Annotated in this window: 15 protein-coding genes; 14 read left to right on the top strand and 1 reads right to left on the bottom strand. The window is 53.9% G+C overall.

Translation table 11 applies throughout. The annotated features are described in order from the left end of the window. The first annotated feature begins 15 nt into the window (after nt 1–15). The 9 genes from atpB (at nt 16) to mgtE (ending at nt 8154) form a co-directional block, all read left to right on the top strand. The gene (gene atpB / locus ACT3R7_RS02685; protein ID WP_192536778.1) at nt 16–843 is read left to right on the top strand and encodes a F0F1 ATP synthase subunit A; all 828 of its coding nucleotides are present in this window, start codon (nt 16–18) and stop codon (nt 841–843) included. A 76-nt stretch (nt 844–919) separates the two neighbouring features. Next, the gene (atpE, locus tag ACT3R7_RS02690) at nt 920–1147 is read left to right on the top strand and encodes a F0F1 ATP synthase subunit C (RefSeq protein WP_192536779.1); all 228 of its coding nucleotides are present in this window, start codon (nt 920–922) and stop codon (nt 1145–1147) included. 80 nt (nt 1148–1227) lie between these two features. Next, a complete protein-coding gene (locus tag ACT3R7_RS02695) occupies nt 1228–1698 on the top strand; it encodes a F0F1 ATP synthase subunit B (protein ID WP_106374612.1) in 471 nt (156 codons plus the stop codon). Nucleotides 1699–1709: 11 nt separating this feature from the next. Continuing rightward, nucleotides 1710–2246: a F0F1 ATP synthase subunit delta gene (locus ACT3R7_RS02700; RefSeq protein ID WP_192536780.1), complete on the top strand. Its 537-nt coding sequence runs from the start codon at nt 1710–1712 to the stop codon at nt 2244–2246. 16 nt (nt 2247–2262) lie between these two features. Then, a complete protein-coding gene (gene atpA, locus ACT3R7_RS02705) occupies nt 2263–3807 on the top strand; it encodes a F0F1 ATP synthase subunit alpha (RefSeq protein WP_192536781.1) in 1545 nt (514 codons plus the stop codon). Between the two features lie 65 nt (nt 3808–3872). Further along, the gene (gene atpG / locus ACT3R7_RS02710) at nt 3873–4757 is read left to right on the top strand and encodes a F0F1 ATP synthase subunit gamma (protein ID WP_018918436.1); all 885 of its coding nucleotides are present in this window, start codon (nt 3873–3875) and stop codon (nt 4755–4757) included. A 73-nt stretch (nt 4758–4830) separates the two neighbouring features. Continuing rightward, the gene (gene atpD / locus ACT3R7_RS02715; protein WP_018918437.1) at nt 4831–6210 is read left to right on the top strand and encodes a F0F1 ATP synthase subunit beta; all 1380 of its coding nucleotides are present in this window, start codon (nt 4831–4833) and stop codon (nt 6208–6210) included. A 24-nt stretch (nt 6211–6234) separates the two neighbouring features. After that, on the top strand, nt 6235–6663 hold the full coding sequence (locus ACT3R7_RS02720; RefSeq protein WP_192536783.1) for a F0F1 ATP synthase subunit epsilon: 429 nt from the start codon (nt 6235–6237) through the stop codon (nt 6661–6663). 108 nt (nt 6664–6771) lie between these two features. Then, a complete protein-coding gene (gene mgtE, locus ACT3R7_RS02725; RefSeq protein WP_496198758.1) occupies nt 6772–8154 on the top strand; it encodes a magnesium transporter in 1383 nt (460 codons plus the stop codon). Nucleotides 8155–8240: 86 nt separating this feature from the next. On the opposite strand, the gene ACT3R7_RS02730 is transcribed toward mgtE, so the two are convergent. Further along, nucleotides 8241–9434 (bottom strand): cation diffusion facilitator family transporter, encoded by a 1194-nt coding sequence (locus ACT3R7_RS02730; protein ID WP_496198759.1) that lies wholly within the window; start codon nt 9432–9434, stop codon nt 8241–8243. A 197-nt stretch (nt 9435–9631) separates the two neighbouring features. On the opposite strand from ACT3R7_RS02730, the gene ACT3R7_RS02735 reads away from it, so the two are divergent. The 5 genes from ACT3R7_RS02735 (at nt 9632) to nhaD (ending at nt 16435) form a co-directional block, all read left to right on the top strand. After that, nucleotides 9632–10432 carry an undecaprenyl-diphosphate phosphatase gene (locus ACT3R7_RS02735; protein WP_496198760.1) on the top strand — a complete coding sequence of 267 codons (801 nt, stop codon included), beginning with the start codon at nt 9632–9634 and terminating at the stop codon, nt 10430–10432. A gap of 9 nt (nt 10433–10441) precedes the next feature. Beyond that, nucleotides 10442–11560, top strand: coding sequence for an FAD:protein FMN transferase (locus ACT3R7_RS02740; protein WP_496198761.1), 1119 nt, complete (start codon nt 10442–10444; stop codon nt 11558–11560). 1 nt (nt 11561) lies between these two features. Next, nucleotides 11562–12932, top strand: coding sequence for a bifunctional UDP-N-acetylglucosamine diphosphorylase/glucosamine-1-phosphate N-acetyltransferase GlmU (gene glmU, locus ACT3R7_RS02745; protein WP_496198762.1), 1371 nt, complete (start codon nt 11562–11564; stop codon nt 12930–12932). A 48-nt stretch (nt 12933–12980) separates the two neighbouring features. Further along, on the top strand, nt 12981–14810 hold the full coding sequence (glmS, locus tag ACT3R7_RS02750; protein ID WP_496198763.1) for a glutamine--fructose-6-phosphate transaminase (isomerizing): 1830 nt from the start codon (nt 12981–12983) through the stop codon (nt 14808–14810). A 158-nt stretch (nt 14811–14968) separates the two neighbouring features. Next, nucleotides 14969–16435: a sodium:proton antiporter NhaD gene (nhaD, locus tag ACT3R7_RS02755; protein ID WP_496198764.1), complete on the top strand. Its 1467-nt coding sequence runs from the start codon at nt 14969–14971 to the stop codon at nt 16433–16435. The last annotated feature ends 36 nt before the right edge of the window (nt 16436–16471 follow it).

Genomic DNA, 16471 nt, shown 5'->3' on the forward strand with positions numbered 1-16471 from the left:
TGAGGTGACATCTCTATGGCCGCAGGAAACGAAGTCTCGACGACTTATTATATCCAGCACCACTTGCAGAACCTGACGTTTGGGCATCACCCGGTGAATGGCTGGTCGTTGGCACATTCAGCAGAAGAAGCAAGCGATATGGGGTTCTGGGCAATTCACCTGGATACCATGGGCTGGTCAATTGCCATGGGGCTGCTGTTTATATGGCTGTTTCGTAAAGCAGGTAAAGCCGCGACAACCGGCGTACCGGGCGGCCTGCAAAATGCGGTTGAAATGGTGTTCGAGTTTGTTGAAGACATGGTAAAAGGGGCCTTTAAAGGACACAACCCGATTATTGCACCGCTGGCATTAACGCTGTTCGTGTGGATTCTGTTCATGAACACGCTCAAGATATTACCTGTCGACTATGGCCCGGTGCTGTTTAGCAAGCTTGGTGTGGATTACATGAAAATTGTACCGACCACCGATGTTAACGCCACGCTGGGTCTGGCATTGGGCGTATTCTGTCTAATCCTTTACTACAGCTTTAAGGTGAAGGGCGTTGGCGGTTTTGCCAAAGAGCTGTCTCTGACACCGTTTAATCACTGGGCTTTGATTCCCTTCAATCTACTGTTGGAAATTGTCGCCTTGCTGGTGAAGCCATTCAGTCTAGCAATGCGTCTTTTCGGTAACATGTTTGCCGGTGAAGTTATCTTTATCCTTATCGCCATGCTGCCGTTCTGGGCGATCTGGGTGCTGGATGTGCCGTGGGCGATTTTCCACATTCTGATCGTTACGCTGCAGGCATTCATCTTTACTGTGCTGTCCGTTGTGTACCTGAGTTCTGCGCACGAGCATCACTAAAGTAAGCCCTGTTTGTAAGACAACAACCCTTAACCCTCAACCTTAAACTTAAACTTGAAAAACTAGGAGCATTACCATGGAACTTATCTACATCGCTGCTTCGATCATGATCGGCATGGGTGCCTTGGGTACCGGCATCGGCTTTGCCATCCTGGGCGGCAAACTGATCGAATCTACCGCGCGTCAGCCGGAAATGAGCGATCAATTGCAAACCAAAACCTTCCTGATGGCAGGTCTGCTGGATGCTGTACCGATGATCGGTGTTGGTATTGCGATGTACCTGATTTTCGTTGTTGCCGGTTAATGACAGCACCACCGAGCGGGAATAAGCCGCTCGGTTTTGTTTGACTCCGGTCGCCACGAACTTGTCAGAGGTACATCCCTGTGAATATCAACATGACGCTTATCGGGCAGACGATCGCCTTCGCGATCTTTGTCTGGTTTTGCATAAAGTACGTGTGGCCTCCGATCAGCAACGCGCTCCACGAGCGTCAGAAAAAAATTGCTGATGGTTTAGATGCAGCCAGCCGTGCTACCCGTGATCTTGAGCTTGCTCAAGAACGGGCAGAACAAACGCTGCGTGAGAGCAAGGAGCAAGCTTCTCAGATTCTTGAACAGGCCAACAAACGTTCTGCTCAGATGATTGAAGAAGCCCGCGAGCAGGCCCGCGCTGAAGGCGAACGCCTAATGGCGAGCGCACGTTCTGAGATTGAGCTAGAAGTGAACCGCGCGAAAGAAGAGCTGCGTGCCCAGGTATCCCACCTGGCAATCGTAGGCGCTGAGCGTGTTCTAGAAGCCTCTGTCGACGAGAAAGCGCATCGCGAGCTGCTTGATAAGCTAGCCGCTGAACTGTAAGGAGGTGAATCATGGCGGAACTACATACCGTCGCTCGTCCTTACGCTAAGGCGGCGTTTGAACACGCACGTGATAATGACGCGCTTGATAGCTGGTCGCAGGCGCTGGGTTTTCTAGGCGCCGCCGTGACTGATAGCGACGTTCGTCGTCTGCTGAACAGTCCGAAAATTGAGAACGAAAAGAAAGTTGCCTTGCTGGTGGATCTATTTCCAGAACAGCAAAGCGACACGTTAACTCGCTTTTTGGACACTTTGGCAGACCAGGGTCGCTTGATGTCACTGGCCTCAATTGCTGAGCAGTTCGAGTACTTACGTGCCGAACATGAGCAGCGCACAGAGGTCATGGTAACGTCAGCTTATGAGCTGACGGCCGAAGAGCAGACCAAGCTCGCAAACGCGCTCAAGAAACGTCTGAATCGCGAAATCTCCATTACTACTCAGGTAGACAAGTCGCTTATTGGCGGTGTCATCCTGCGTGCCGGTGATACCGTCATTGACGGTTCGGTGCGTGGTCGATTGAACCGCCTTTCCGAAGCGCTGACCGCTTGAGTCTGAGGGACATGGCATGCAGCAACTGAATCCTTCCGAGATCAGCGACATCATCAAGCAGCGTATTGAAAAGCTTGACGTCGCATCTGAAGCCCGTAATCAGGGCACCATTGTTAGCGTTTCTGACGGTATCGTGAAAATTCACGGCCTTGAAGACGCAATGTTTGGTGAAATGATTGAATTTCCTAATAGCGTCTTTGGCATGGTACTTAACCTGGAGCGCGACTCCGTAGGTGCCGTTGTCCTGGGCGACTACCTGCTGCTTGAAGAAGGCATGACCGCGAAATGTACCGGTCGTATTCTTGAAGTACCGGTAGGTCCTGAGCTGATTGGCCGCGTTGTCGATGCGCTGGGTAACCCCATCGATGGCAAAGGCGACATCAATGCCAAGATGACCGACGCCGTAGAAAAAGTGGCGCCGGGCGTTATTACCCGTCAGTCGGTTGATGAACCGATTCAAACGGGTCTGAAATCTATCGATTCTATGGTGCCGATCGGTCGTGGTCAGCGTGAGTTGATCATCGGTGACCGTCAGATTGGTAAGTCGGCCATTGCTATCGATGCGATTATCAACCAGAAAGGCAAAGGTGTTACCTGTGTTTACGTGGCGATTGGTCAGAAACAGTCGACCATTGCCAACATAGTACGCAAGCTCGAAGAACATGGCGCGATGGAACATACCATCGTCGTTGCTGCTGGTGCTGCCGATCCGGCCCCCATGCAGTTCCTCTCTGCGTATTCCGGTTGCACCATGGGCGAGTACTTCCGTGACCGTGGCGAAGACGCGATGATCGTGTATGACGATCTCTCCAAGCAGGCTGTGGCTTACCGTCAGGTATCCCTGCTGCTACGTCGTCCGCCGGGCCGTGAAGCTTACCCGGGTGACGTGTTCTATCTCCACTCGCGTCTTTTGGAGCGTGCTGCACGCGTCAACGTCGACTACGTTGAGAAGTTCACCAATGGTGAAGTGACAGGCAAAACCGGTTCCTTAACCGCGCTGCCGATCATCGAAACCCAGGGTGGCGACGTGTCTGCGTTCGTTCCGACCAACGTGATCTCGATCACCGATGGTCAGATCTTCCTGGAAACCAACCTGTTCAACTCCGGCATTCGTCCGGCGATCAACGCAGGCCTGTCGGTTTCTCGTGTAGGTGGTGCAGCGCAGACCAAGATCATCAAGAAGCTGGGTGGTAGCGTACGTCTGGCTCTGGCTCAGTATCGTGAACTGGCGGCGTTCTCGCAGTTTGCCTCTGACCTTGATGAAGCCACGCGCAAGCAGCTCGAGCACGGTGAGCGTGTTACCGAACTGATGAAGCAGAACCAGTACTCGCCGATGTCTGTGGCAGAAATGGCTCTCTCGCTGTATGCCGCCAATGAAGGCTACCTGGATGACGTGAGCGTCGATAAAGTGTTGGACTTCGAACGTGCCCTGCACGATTACATGAAGTCCGAGCACGGCGATCTGCTCGACAAGATCAACCAGACCGGCGACTACAACGACGAGATTAAAGACGGCATGAAGTCGGGTCTCGAGAAGTTCAAGGCGACTCAGAGCTGGTAATGTCTGGCCCGCCTGCGGGCGGGCTTGCCTACTTTCTGAGAGCCACGAACGAAGGGTAGATCGCTATGGCAGCTGCAAAAGAGATACGCACCCAGATTGGGAGCATCAAAAATACGCAGAAGATCACCAGCGCCATGGAAATGGTGGCTGCATCGAAAATGCGTAAAGCACAAGATCTAATGAAGGCCAGCCAGCCTTACGCCAAGCAGATCCGTAACGTGGTAGGCCACCTGGCTAACGCCAATCCTGAGTACACGCACGACTATATGGTCGAGCGTAACGAGGTGAAGCGCGTTGGTTATATTGTGGTTTCTACTGACCGTGGGTTGTGTGGCGGGTTAAACGTCAACCTGTTCAAAGCCGTGGTGAAAGACGCCGTGGCCTGGAAACAGGAAGGCGCTGAACTGGACTTCTGTGCCCTCGGCTCCAAGGCCGGTGCTTTCTTCCGTAACTATGGCGGCAACCTGATTGCAGCCAAAAGTGGTATGGGAGAGAAGCCGACCGTCGAGGGTTTGATCGGAAGTATCAAGGTCATGCTCGAAGCGTACGACGAAGGACGACTCGATCGCCTGTTCGTGGTGTATAACGAATTCGTTAACACCATGACCCAGAGGCCGGTGGTTCGTCAGCTTCTTCCGCTGTCGCCCGATATGGGTGTCGGTGAGCACGACGAAGAAGACGCCCGTCCCGGAAGTTGGGACTACCTGTATGAACCGGATGCCAAGGCGTTGCTTGATAGCCTGCTAGTTCGTTTCGTCGAATCACAGGTGTATCAGGCGGTAGTCGAAAACGGTGCCTGCGAACAGGCAGCCCGTATGATCGCTATGAAGAGTGCCACCGATAACGCAGGCAACCTGATTGATGATCTGGAGATGGTCTATAACAAGGCTCGCCAGGCTGCTATCACCCAGGAAATTTCCGAGATCGTCGGCGGCGCTTCAGCCGTATAACGCCTAGGAAGCCCGATATTCAAGTGGCTTCCGGCAGACAGGTTTCATTTGCAGGTTTTTGAGAGGAACCAAGATGAGCGGACGTATCGTACAGATCATCGGCGCGGTGATTGACGTAGAGTTTCCGCGGGACTCAGTGCCCAAGGTCTACGACGCGCTGAAGGTCTCCGAGAAAGAGACTATTCTCGAAGTCCAGCAGCAGCTGGGCGACGGCGTGGTTCGTGCTATTGCAATGGGCTCCACTGAGGGCTTGAAGCGTAGCATGGACGTGATCAATACCGGTGCCGCGATTTCCGTACCCGTGGGTAAGGAAACGCTGGGCCGTATCATGAACGTACTTGGCGAACCGATTGATGAAGCAGGACCGATCGGCGAGCAAGAGCGTATGCCGATTCACCGTAAAGCACCGAGCTATGCCGATCAGGCAGCTTCCAACGAGCTGCTGGAAACTGGTATCAAGGTTATCGACCTGGTCTGCCCGTTTGCCAAGGGTGGTAAAGTCGGCCTGTTCGGCGGCGCCGGTGTAGGTAAAACCGTTAACATGATGGAGCTTATCCGCAACATCGCCACCGAGCACAGCGGCTATTCCGTATTTGCCGGTGTTGGTGAGCGTACGCGTGAGGGTAACGACTTCTATCATGAAATGACCGAATCCAACGTTATCGATAAGGTATCGCTGGTTTATGGTCAGATGAACGAGCCGCCGGGAAACCGTCTGCGCGTAGCATTGACCGGTCTGACCATCGCTGAAAAATTCCGTGATGAAGGCCGTGACGTTCTACTGTTCGTCGATAACATTTACCGTTACACCCTGGCCGGTACCGAAGTATCGGCACTGCTTGGCCGTATGCCGTCAGCGGTAGGTTACCAGCCGACATTGGCCGAAGAGATGGGTGTTCTGCAGGAACGTATCACCTCGACCAAAACAGGCTCTATCACGTCTGTTCAGGCCGTATACGTACCGGCCGATGACTTGACGGATCCGTCGCCTGCGACCACCTTCGCGCACCTTGATGCGACCGTGGTACTGGCACGTTCTATCGCTGAGCTAGGTATCTATCCGGCCATCGATCCGCTGGATTCTACCTCGCGTCAGCTGGATCCGCTGGTTGTTGGTGAAGAGCACTACGCTACCGCTCGCGGTGTGCAGAACGTTCTTCAGCGCTACAAGGAACTCAAGGATATTATCGCTATTCTGGGTATGGACGAGCTGTCTGATGAAGACAAGCTGGCCGTTTCCCGGGCGCGTAAAATCCAGCGCTTCTTGTCGCAGCCGTTCTTCGTGGCTGAGGTCTTCACCGGTTCGCCCGGCAAGTATGTTTCACTGAAAGACACGATTAGTGGCTTCCAGGGCATACTCGCCGGTGAATACGACGATATGCCGGAACAGGCCTTCTACATGGTTGGCTCCATCGACGAAGCGGTCGAAAAAGCTAACCAGATGAAGAAGTAATCCCGTCCATTAGGGGGATTCGCTATGGCGAATAGCTTCACTTGCAATATCGTCAGCGCTGAAGAGTCCATCTTCTCGGGTACGATTGAGATGGTGGTTGCTGCCGGAAAAATGGGTGACCTGGGGATTTTGCCAGGTCACGCTCCATTGTTAACCGAGCTTCAGCCGGGTCCGGTACGGGTGATCCACGATGGTGGCAAGGAAGAAAACTTCTTTGTCTCAGGCGGCTTTATGGAAGTCCAGCCTGATGTCGTGACGATCCTGGCTGATGCGGCTACGCGTGCCAGCGACCTCAATGAGGCCGCCGCTGAAGAAGCGCGCAAAGAAGCATTGAAAGCCTTTAACGAGAAGTCAACAGAGCTTGACTATACTCGTGCGGCGGCAGAGCTTGCCGAAGCCGTTGCCCAGTTGCGTACGATTCAACAGCTGCGCAAAAAAGCGGGTAAAGGTTAAAAAACGCATTTAGCGTTCATAAAACGCTCCTTGAGCCCGTGCTAGGGTTTAAGGAGCGTTTTTTTTGTCTGGTAGAATGATGGTTGTCAGCAACGTAGGAGGATAGCGATGGCATTGAATGATGAAACCTTGCAGGAACTAAAAGCCGAGTTGCTCGACGAGCTGGTCAAAAATGAACCCAGTAAGGAACGGCTTTCCGAACGATTAGCTGAAATTCGCTCCGCCGATATTGGTGAAGTGCTCGAAGAGCTGATCGAAGAAGACGAAGAGCTGCAGGCGGCACTATCGATTCTGGATGTGCTTTCTACCGAGCGTGCGGCAAATGTACTGGGCTACCTGCCTGGAGAAAGCCAGCTTGAAGTCGTTGGCGAATTAGGCGATACCCAGGTACTTAAACTGCTGGAAGAAATGGGCTCTGATGAGCGGGCCGATTTGTTTAACCTGCTGGGCGATGACCGACGCGAAGCGCTGTTGCGGCGTATGGCCCACCAAGAGCGTGAAGACCTCAAACGGTTAGCCAGTTACGAAGAAGGAACGGCCGGCGCCATTATGACCTCTGACTATGTCGCCATAGCCAGTGGCATGACGGTGTCTCAAGCGCTGATGCGCGTGCGTCAAACGGCCCCAGACGCTGAAACGGTGTATCAGCTGTATATATTGGACAGTGACGGTGAGTTGATTGGCACGATGTCACTGCGCCAGCTGATGGTTGCACGTCCTGGGGCGGTGGTTGATGACATCATGATCAAGGATGTGATCAGCACCACGGTGGATGAAGAGCAGGAAGAAGTGGCGCGTATTGTGGCGCGTTATGATTTGCTTGCACTACCGGTGATTGATAACGATGGCAGGATGGTGGGTATTGTTACCCACGATGACGCTATGGACGTTGCCGAGTCTGAGGCCACCGAGGATTTCCATAAAGGGATGTCGATCGGTCAGCTAGAAGATGGTGTAAGCCGTGTACGGCTGTGGAGCCTTTATCGCAAGCGGGTTTTTTGGTTGGTATTACTGGTATTTGCCAACCTGTTTTCCGGTGCGGGTATTGCCTACTTTGAAGATATTATTGCCGCCCAGGTGGCGCTGGTGTTCTTCCTGCCTTTATTGATTGGCAGCGGCGGTAACGCGGGGGCTCAGGCCGCTACGCTGATGGTACGCGGGATGGCAACCGGCGATGTAGGGGTTAAAGACTGGAGTAAAATGCTCGGTCGAGAACTGCTGGTCGCTGGCTCGTTAGGGCTCACCATGGCGATTGCCGTGACCCCGATCGGTATTTTACGCGGTGGCAATGAAGTGGCCATGATTGTGGCACTAAGCATGGTAACGATCGTACTGTTTGGCAGCCTGATCGGAATGTGCTTACCCTTTGTGCTTGAGCGCTTCAAGGTCGACCCGGCTACCGCCTCCGCACCTTTGGTAACCACGTTGATCGATGCCACGGGCGTATTGATCTACTTCACTATTGCGACATCGATTCTCTCGCATACCTAGCACTTAGCCAAGTGGCTAGGGCCCTGGCACCGTACCCAGCCGCGATCGGTTAATGGATCGTTTAGCGCATTGGCGTTGAGAAAGCGCTAACGCATTGAGCTACTGGCGGCTCGGGTGATGAACATGACCTCTACGTGTCCCAACCATTCGATGTCACTGGCCAGGCCCTTCAGCTGGCTGGCCAGACACTGGGGGGGCTGGTGAACCGCATCGTCAATGATCAGTGATACCGATACCTTGTCGTCCAGATAGTGCAGCTGCAGCTCATTCAGCGTGCGCCACACCGGATGACGGTACCAACGCTCGTTAAGTGCAGCTTCTACTTCAGGGCGTAAGGGCAGGCCGGGCAAGCGGCTTGGATCGCCTTCTCCGGCATCATCCTCCGGGTCAACGTGGAAAATAACGTCGGTGAGCAGGGGGAATTCATGGCGCAGGCGACGGCTAACTTCATTGCCGATTTCGTGGGCTTCAGACACGGTAATCTTGGGCCTCACCACCACATGCAGATCGACCATGACCCAGCCCGCCGATTGACGGGTACGCAGGTCGTGAACGCTATCTACTCCTGGCACGCTACAGGCAACATCGTGCATCTGGTGTTGAATGTCCTCGGGTAGGGCCGTATCGACTAATTCTCGGGCTGACTCCCAGAGTAAATCCCAGCCCACTTTACCGACCAATAAACCCACCACGATAGCCGCTACCGCATCCAGCCAGCCCAGACCAAACTGGGCACCAATCAGTGCAATGAGAACGACTGCCGTGGATAGAGCGTCGCTGCGCGAATGCCAGGCATTGGCTTCAAGTAAGCGTGACTGGATACGCTTGGCCACCCGCATGGTATAGCGAAATATCCACTCTTTGCTCAACAGTGCAATAAACGTAATGAAAATGGCCCAGAGGCCAGGGGCGGTCACTTCTGCGCCACTGAATAAGCGGCTCAGGCTGGACCAGGCAATGCCACCTGCGACGAAAATCAGCACGCTGCCCAGCAGTAATGTGGTCAAGGTTTCTATGCGGCCATGGCCATAATGGTGGTCATCGTCGGGCTCCTGACGACCATAATGAATAGCCGCCAGCACGAAGCCATCGGTCACCAGATCAGACAGCGAATGGATGCCATCGGCAATCAGTGCTGCCGACCCAACAAGAAACCCCACTGCCACTTTGACAATGCTAAGCAAGCCATCTAACCAAGCGCCGATATAGGTGACGCGCTTGGCAATTTGACTATCTAGCTCGCGGTTGGGAACCACTGGCGTTTCAACGGTCTGAGTCATGTAATACCTGACGGGGCGCGCTTTCAATGAAATAGGATTGTAGCGCAAAGCATAGCTACCTCTTAAGCCCTTTACAGGGAAGTATTCACTAGCGCGTAACGTCATACGACGGTGGCCATGGCGGACATTCGCCTGATGGAGGTGTATCCTTATGCGCCATTGTCATTCATTAAACGTTTTGATGTACAGGATGACCCATGGAGTGGTTACAAATACTGGTGCTTGCCGCTGTGCAAGGCCTGACTGAATTTTTGCCTGTTTCAAGCTCCGCGCATTTGATTTTAGTACCGGTACTTACCTCATGGGAGGATCAGGGGCTCGCCTTTGACGTAGCGCTCCATGTGGGAAGCCTAACCGCCGTTATGGTTTATTTTCGTAAAGAAATCCTGCAAATAGTGCGCAGTAGTTTAGCGGTCGTCAAAGGCGGTGCCATTAACGAGGATGCTCGTTTAGGCCTCTGGATCGTCGTCGCTACCTTGCCCGTCTGTATCATCGGTTTCTTGCTCCAGGACATTATTTCAACCTATATGCGCTCGACGCTGATCATTGGTATCAGCCTTATAGGGTTCGGGTTATTGCTGGGGTATGCAGACTATTTTAAACGCGGCACCAAAAGTGAATATCAGATGGGCTGGAAAGAAGTGATGATCATTGGCTTCTCCCAGGCACTGGCTCTGATTCCCGGAACTTCACGTTCAGGCATCAGCATGACGGCGGCACTGATGGTGGGGATGAGCCGTGAAGGCGCTGCCCGCTTCTCCTTTTTACTCTCTATACCCGTTATCTTACTGGCCGGTGGGCTTGAGACCATCAAGCTGTTACGCCAGCCTCAGGCTATCGACTGGCTGTCCCTGGCGGCTGGCACGCTGCTATCGGGTGTGATCGCTTATTTATGTATCCACTTTTTTCTGGTGGTGATTAAAAAAATAGGCATGCAGCCCTTTGTCGTTTATCGCGTACTGTTCGGTGCGTGGCTTATCTGGTTTTTCCACTTTTAGAGCAAGCTCATGATGTTATTACTCCCTGGATCGATACGGTTAATAGAAAAAGCAGCGCTGGCAATGGTGCTTTTGCTCTTGGTCGGCTGTTCAGAAAAGGATCGCCCGCTTGAATCGCCAGTACGTTTGGAAGGTGGCATATTTGGCACCTTCTACCAGGTATCCATTAGCGATCCCCTCACACAAGGAGAGGCTGAGGCGCTGGAAGCCGGTTTCCTGGCAGAGCTTGAAAGCGTCGATGCGGCCATGTCGACCTATCGTGATGACTCTGAGCTAAGCGTATTTAACCAGGCACCGATCAACGAGTGGCAGCCGCTTTCCAATGCGCTTATTGAAGTGCTGGCGATTAGCCGCTCAATCGCGGAAGCAAGCAGCGGTGCGTTTGATATCACCATCGGTGATCTGGTCAACCTATGGAGCTTTGGCCCTGAAGCGCGTCCTAAAGAGGTTCCTTCCGAGCAAATGCTCGCCCAGCGCTTGGCCCAAGTCGGCTTTGATGCTGTACAGGTGGATACCCAGTCCATGCAGGCGCGCCGTGAGCGCGATGTCTATATAGATCTCTCCGGTGTCGCCAAAGGTCATGGCACCGATCGCGTAGCGGCGTATCTGGACCAGCAGGGCATAGAGGGTTATTTAATCAACCTGGGCGGGGATATGCTGGCACATGGCTACCGCGATGATAATGAAACGCCCTGGCGAGTGGGTATTGAAACCCCACAAGATGGCGCGCCTCAGGCACAGCATATTTTACCGCTGCATAACATGTCCGTTGCGACCTCAGGTGATTACCGCAATTATTTTGAGGTGGACGGCAGACGCTTTGCTCATACCATTGACCCGCGCACCGGTCAGCCAGTCACACATAACCTTGCTTCGGTATCGGTTTTTCACCCCTCCAACGCCTGGGCCGATGCCTGGGCGACGGCATTACTAGTCGTGGGTAGTGAGGCCGGTATGGAAATGGCATTAGCCAATAATCTTAGTGTTTTGATGTTGATACGCGAGGGTGATCATTGGCAGAGTATCGTAAGCCCTGCCTTTGTAGATTATTTCGGTGAAGCGCTGGTCGATGAGCTAGGCATCGAGCAATGGACGGCCCCTAACGAGAAGCTAGAACAAGGTAACTAGGATGCAAAAAGAACTCGATGTTGTGATTCTCGCGGCGGGTAAAGGCACGCGAATGCGCTCACAAATGCCCAAGGTGCTCCACACCCTGGCGGGCAAACCCATGGTGACGCACGTGCTGGAGACGGCTGCGGGCTTGCGTCCAGAGCGTACCCACGTGGTCATCGGCCATGGCGCGGATCAGCTGCGTCAGGCATTGGCGGACGAGAACGTCACGTTTGCCGTACAGGAAGAGCAGAAGGGCACAGGACACGCGGCTGCTCAGGCAGTAAGCCAGCTTGGCAGCGGAATCGTTTTGATCCTTTATGGTGATGTGCCGCTTATCCAGCGCGAAACGCTGTCAGCGCTTTTGGCCCATGTCGATGAGCAGCATATGGGGCTTTTAACCGTCACCCTAGATGACCCAACAGGCTATGGCCGCATCGTGCGTAATGACGCAGGCGAGGCAGTGGCTATCGTTGAGCAAAAAGACGCCAGTGACGCCGAGCGCGCTATTTCCGAATGCAACACCGGCATTATGGCGATGACCAGTGACCAACTAAAACGCTGGCTACCCAAACTCTCCGCTGATAATGCACAGGGCGAGTACTATCTGACCGATGTTATCGCGATGGCTGCGGCAGAAGGTATCAAGGTATGCACCGAGCAGCCTAGCAGCGCCGTTGAAGTCGAGGGTGTGAATAATCGCGCGCAAATGGCGCGGCTGGAGCGTGCCTATCAAACGCACCTGGCTAATCAGCTAATGGAGCAGGGCGTAGCTCTAGCGGACCCGGCAAGGCTGGATGTACGCGGTAGCTTAACCTGCGGTCACGACGTATTTATCGACGTGGGCTGTATTTTTGAAGGCAAGGTAGAGCTTGGTGAAGGCGTACGTGTGGGCCCTTACTGCGTCATCAAAAACAGCACTATCGGCGCCGAAAGCACCATTGATAGCCATAGTGTGATTGATCATACGGTAGCTGCCGGACATAACCAGATTGGCCCCTACGCGCGGCTACGCCCCGGTACACGCCTGGCGGTCAATGCCAAGGTGGGTAATTTTGTAGAAACCAAAAATGCTGACGTTGGCGAAGGCAGCAAGATAAACCACTTAAGCTACGTGGGTGATGCACGCCTGGGGCGCAACGTTAATGTTGGCGCGGGTACGATTACCTGTAACTACGACGGCGCCAATAAGCACCATACTGAGATAGGCGACCACGTTTTTGTTGGCTCCAATAGCGCGTTGGTGGCACCGGTCACCATTGGCCGCGGGGCGACGGTGGGCGCAGGGTCGACCATTGCCAAAGATGTCAGTGAGCATGCCCTTGCGGTGACGCGTAGTAAGCAGCTGGAAAAAGCCGATTGGCCGCGGCCCGTCAAGACTGCCAAGTAGGGTATTTGTCCAACAATCGCTGGTTAATAAGTTCTAGGAGGACTGCTTATGTGTGGCATCGTCGCGGCGGTTGCGCAACGTAACGTGCAAGAAATACTGTTAGAAGGGCTTAAACGCCTGGAGTATCGCGGCTATGACTCATCCGGCATGACGGTGTTAGACGCTAAGAATGAACTCACGCGCCATCGTGCGCTAGGCAAGGTTGCAGCGCTTGAGCAAACGCTGGAACAACAGACGCTGCCGGGCACCTCGGGCATTGCACATACGCGCTGGGCAACCCACGGCAAACCCTCAGAAGCCAATGCCCATCCGCACCATAGTGGCCAGCAGGTGGCCGTCGTACATAACGGCATTATTGAAAACTACGAATATATTAAAGAGACCCTGCAAGCCAGCGGCTACACGTTTAGCTCAGAAACCGATACTGAAGTAATCGCTCACTTGCTTTCCGATAAGCTGCAAAGTGGTTTTAGCCTGTTTGACGCCACCCAGGAAATTGTCAATGGCCTGGGCGGCGCCTATGCCTTGGGGGTCATGAGTAACAAGGAACCGGGCGTGGTGGTGGGGGCTCGTCAGGGCAGTCCTCTGGTGGTGGGTGTGGGGATCGATGAGGCATTTTTAGCCTCAGACCCGCTCGCTTTGCTGCAGGTGACTGATCGGTTTATTTACCTGGAAGAGGGCGACCTGGTCGAACTGCGCGAAAAAGGCGTTATTCGTATCGTGGATCGTGACGGCCATTCGGTAACCCGGCCCGTACAAATATTCGAGCATGGCGATGGTGCCGCCAGTAAAGGCGACTATCGCCACTATATGCTCAAAGAAATCTATGAGCAGCCCACGGTCATTCAAGCCGTTCTGGAAGGCCGTCTGAGCGGCAACAGCGTACTGATAGAGAGCTTTGGCCCAGATGCCCAGGTGCTGTTCCAGAAAACGCGCCAAATACATATCATCGCCTGTGGCACCAGCTATCATGCGGCCATGGTGGCACGCTACTGGCTTGAACGTTATGCCTGCGTACCGGTACAGGTTGAAGTGGCATCAGAATACCGTTATCGCCATCCGGTCGTAGCGGAAGGCAGCCTGTTTGTGACGCTTTCCCAGTCTGGTGAAACGGCCGATACGCTGGCGGCACTTCGGTTTGCCAAAACCTTGGGCTACGTAGGCACTCTGGCAATCTGCAACGTGCCGGGAAGCTCTTTAGTGCGCGAGTCCGACATGACGTTGATGACCCGTGCAGGCCCCGAAATCGGTGTTGCCTCGACCAAGGCCTTCACTACCCAGCTGGTTGCGCTCATGCTGCTGACACTATCGGTCAGCAAGGCTAAAGGCCAGGAAGAGCACGCGGGTATTGTGGAAGCGCTACACACGCTTTCCAGCGTCTGTGAGCAGGTGCTGACGCTAGATGGCCAGATAGAAAAGCTTTCCCAGGCCTTTGCCGAGAAGCATCATGCGCTGTTTTTGGGCCGCGGTGCTCACTACCCGATTGCGCTGGAAGGCGCACTCAAGCTAAAGGAGATCTCTTATATTCATGCTGAAGCTTACCCTGCCGGTGAGCTTAAGCATGGCCCGTTGGCGCTGGTGGATAGCGAGATGCCGGTGATTTCGGTCGCACCTAACGACGACCTGCTGGAGAAGCTAAAATCCAACCTGCAGGAAGTCCGTGCTCGCGGCGGCCAGCTGTTTGTATTTGCTGATGAAAACGTCGGTATTAAGCCGCAAGACAATATTCAAGTGATTGAATTGCCGCATATCCACGAAGCTTTAGCACCGCTGTTGTATACCCTTCCCCTGCAGCTTTTGAGTTACCACGTAGCGGTACTCAAAGGCACCGATGTGGACCAACCGCGCAACCTGGCAAAAAGTGTCACGGTCGAGTAAACGCTGAGTAATAAAAGTTAAGGCGGTATGTTAAGATTGCGTTGCACAGGGTGTGGCAATAAGCCACACCCTGTTCGCGTTAGCTGCGTTGCAGCACTTAGTTAGTGTGCTTATCATCGTAGCGTTCTTTTTCCTCAATCTGTCAGGATCCCGCTGTCATGAAACCACCAAACGCCCTTGCTGCCCGGCTCTCAGCTCGTCGGGTCGCTTGGCTGTTGATTGCTCTCTGCGCTGTTGTCTTCCCTTCCCTGTCTTACGCTGCTGCTGGTCCGCTTGATTTAACCCTCTCCTTTGCCGGTATTACCTGTGTTGCTATCTTCATACTTGCCTACGCCTTGGTAATGTCTGAAGAAATCCTGCATATGCGCAAATCAAAGCCTGTGCTGGTGGCGGCCGGTCTTATCTGGGCCATCGTTGCTTGGGTGTATGTGCAGGCGGGTATGCCAGAAGCGGCCGAAACCGCGTTTCGTGAGACGCTGCTGGAATATACTGAGCTGCTGCTGTTCTTGCTGGTCGCCATGACCTACATCAACGCAATGGAAGAGCGACGCACCTTTGATGCACTGCGTGCCTGGCTTGTGCGCAAGGGGTTTAGCTATCGCAGCCTGTTCTGGATCACCGGTTTTCTTGCGTTTGGTATTTCGGCCATTGCCAATAACATGACCACGGCCATGTTGATGTGTGCGGTGGTACTCAAAGTAGCCGAGGGCGATAAAAAGTTTATCGGCTTATGCTGCGTCAACGTGGTGGTGGCCTCTAACGCAGGCGGTGCGTTTAGCCCGTTTGGGGATATCACCACGCTGATGGTTTGGCAGGCCGGCCAAGTGCCGTTTGGCGGTTTCTTTGCACTACTGCTGCCCGCAATCGTTAACTTCATAGTGCCCGCGGTGATCATGAATTTCTTCATCGTTAATCGCCAACCGGCAGCACTTACTGAAACCGTTTGGCTCAAGCGGGGCGCGCGGCGGATTATCGTGCTGTTTTTAATTACCGTTGCCATTTCGGTACTCTGCCACTCGGTTCTGCATCTGCCGCCGGCTATGGGCATGATGTTTGGTCTGGGGCTTTTGCAATTCTTTGGCTACTACCTGCGTCGCAGCCTGCCGCGTTCGCTGGAGCGCAAGCGGGAGCGCTATTCGCGCCGGGGTGACTGGAAGAAACTTGAGCAACTAGGTAGCGTGGTACCGTTTGATATCTTTAGCCGTATTGCCCGTTCAGAGTGGGACACCCTGCTGTTTTTCTACGGGGTTGTGCTTAGCGTGGGCGGTCTTGGCTTTATGGGTTACTTAGCTCTGCTGTCTGAAACCCTTTACGGCGGCTGGAACCCGGTATGGGCTAACGTGGTGCTAGGGCTTATCTCCGCGGTAGTCGATAACATCCCGGTCATGTTTGCGGTGCTCTCTATGGCGCCGGATATGTCGGAAGGCAACTGGCTGCTGATTACGCTAACCGCTGGCGTGGGGGGCAGCTTGCTCTCCATGGGGTCAGCTGCAGGCGTGGCCCTGATGGGTCAGGCGCGCGGTATCTATACGTTTGCGGTTCACCTGCGCTGGGTGCCGGCTATTTTGCTGGGCTACGCGGCGAGTATCGCGACACACCTATGGATTAACGCGTCGCTGTTTTAAGTGATCAATTAGTACGGCATTAAAAACGCCCCTTAC

The sequence above is a fragment of the Halomonas sp. AOP43-A1-21 genome, from assembly GCF_052376775.1.
Lineage (GTDB): Bacteria > Pseudomonadota > Gammaproteobacteria > Pseudomonadales > Halomonadaceae > Vreelandella > Vreelandella colorata.

Coding starts and splice junctions, on each gene's coding strand:
- atpB (WP_192536778.1), top strand. CDS start 16: ATGGCCGCAGGAAACGAAGTCTCGACGACTTATTATATCCAGCACCAC.
- atpE (WP_192536779.1), top strand. CDS start 920: ATGGAACTTATCTACATCGCTGCTTCGATCATGATCGGCATGGGTGCC.
- ACT3R7_RS02700 (WP_192536780.1), top strand. CDS start 1,710: ATGGCGGAACTACATACCGTCGCTCGTCCTTACGCTAAGGCGGCGTTT.
- atpA (WP_192536781.1), top strand. CDS start 2,263: ATGCAGCAACTGAATCCTTCCGAGATCAGCGACATCATCAAGCAGCGT.
- atpG (WP_018918436.1), top strand. CDS start 3,873: ATGGCAGCTGCAAAAGAGATACGCACCCAGATTGGGAGCATCAAAAAT.
- atpD (WP_018918437.1), top strand. CDS start 4,831: ATGAGCGGACGTATCGTACAGATCATCGGCGCGGTGATTGACGTAGAG.
- ACT3R7_RS02720 (WP_192536783.1), top strand. CDS start 6,235: ATGGCGAATAGCTTCACTTGCAATATCGTCAGCGCTGAAGAGTCCATC.
- mgtE (WP_496198758.1), top strand. CDS start 6,772: ATGGCATTGAATGATGAAACCTTGCAGGAACTAAAAGCCGAGTTGCTC.
- ACT3R7_RS02730 (WP_496198759.1), bottom strand. CDS start 9,434: ATGACTCAGACCGTTGAAACGCCAGTGGTTCCCAACCGCGAGCTAGAT.
- ACT3R7_RS02735 (WP_496198760.1), top strand. CDS start 9,632: ATGGAGTGGTTACAAATACTGGTGCTTGCCGCTGTGCAAGGCCTGACT.
- ACT3R7_RS02740 (WP_496198761.1), top strand. CDS start 10,442: ATGATGTTATTACTCCCTGGATCGATACGGTTAATAGAAAAAGCAGCG.
- glmU (WP_496198762.1), top strand. CDS start 11,562: ATGCAAAAAGAACTCGATGTTGTGATTCTCGCGGCGGGTAAAGGCACG.
- glmS (WP_496198763.1), top strand. CDS start 12,981: ATGTGTGGCATCGTCGCGGCGGTTGCGCAACGTAACGTGCAAGAAATA.
- nhaD (WP_496198764.1), top strand. CDS start 14,969: ATGAAACCACCAAACGCCCTTGCTGCCCGGCTCTCAGCTCGTCGGGTC.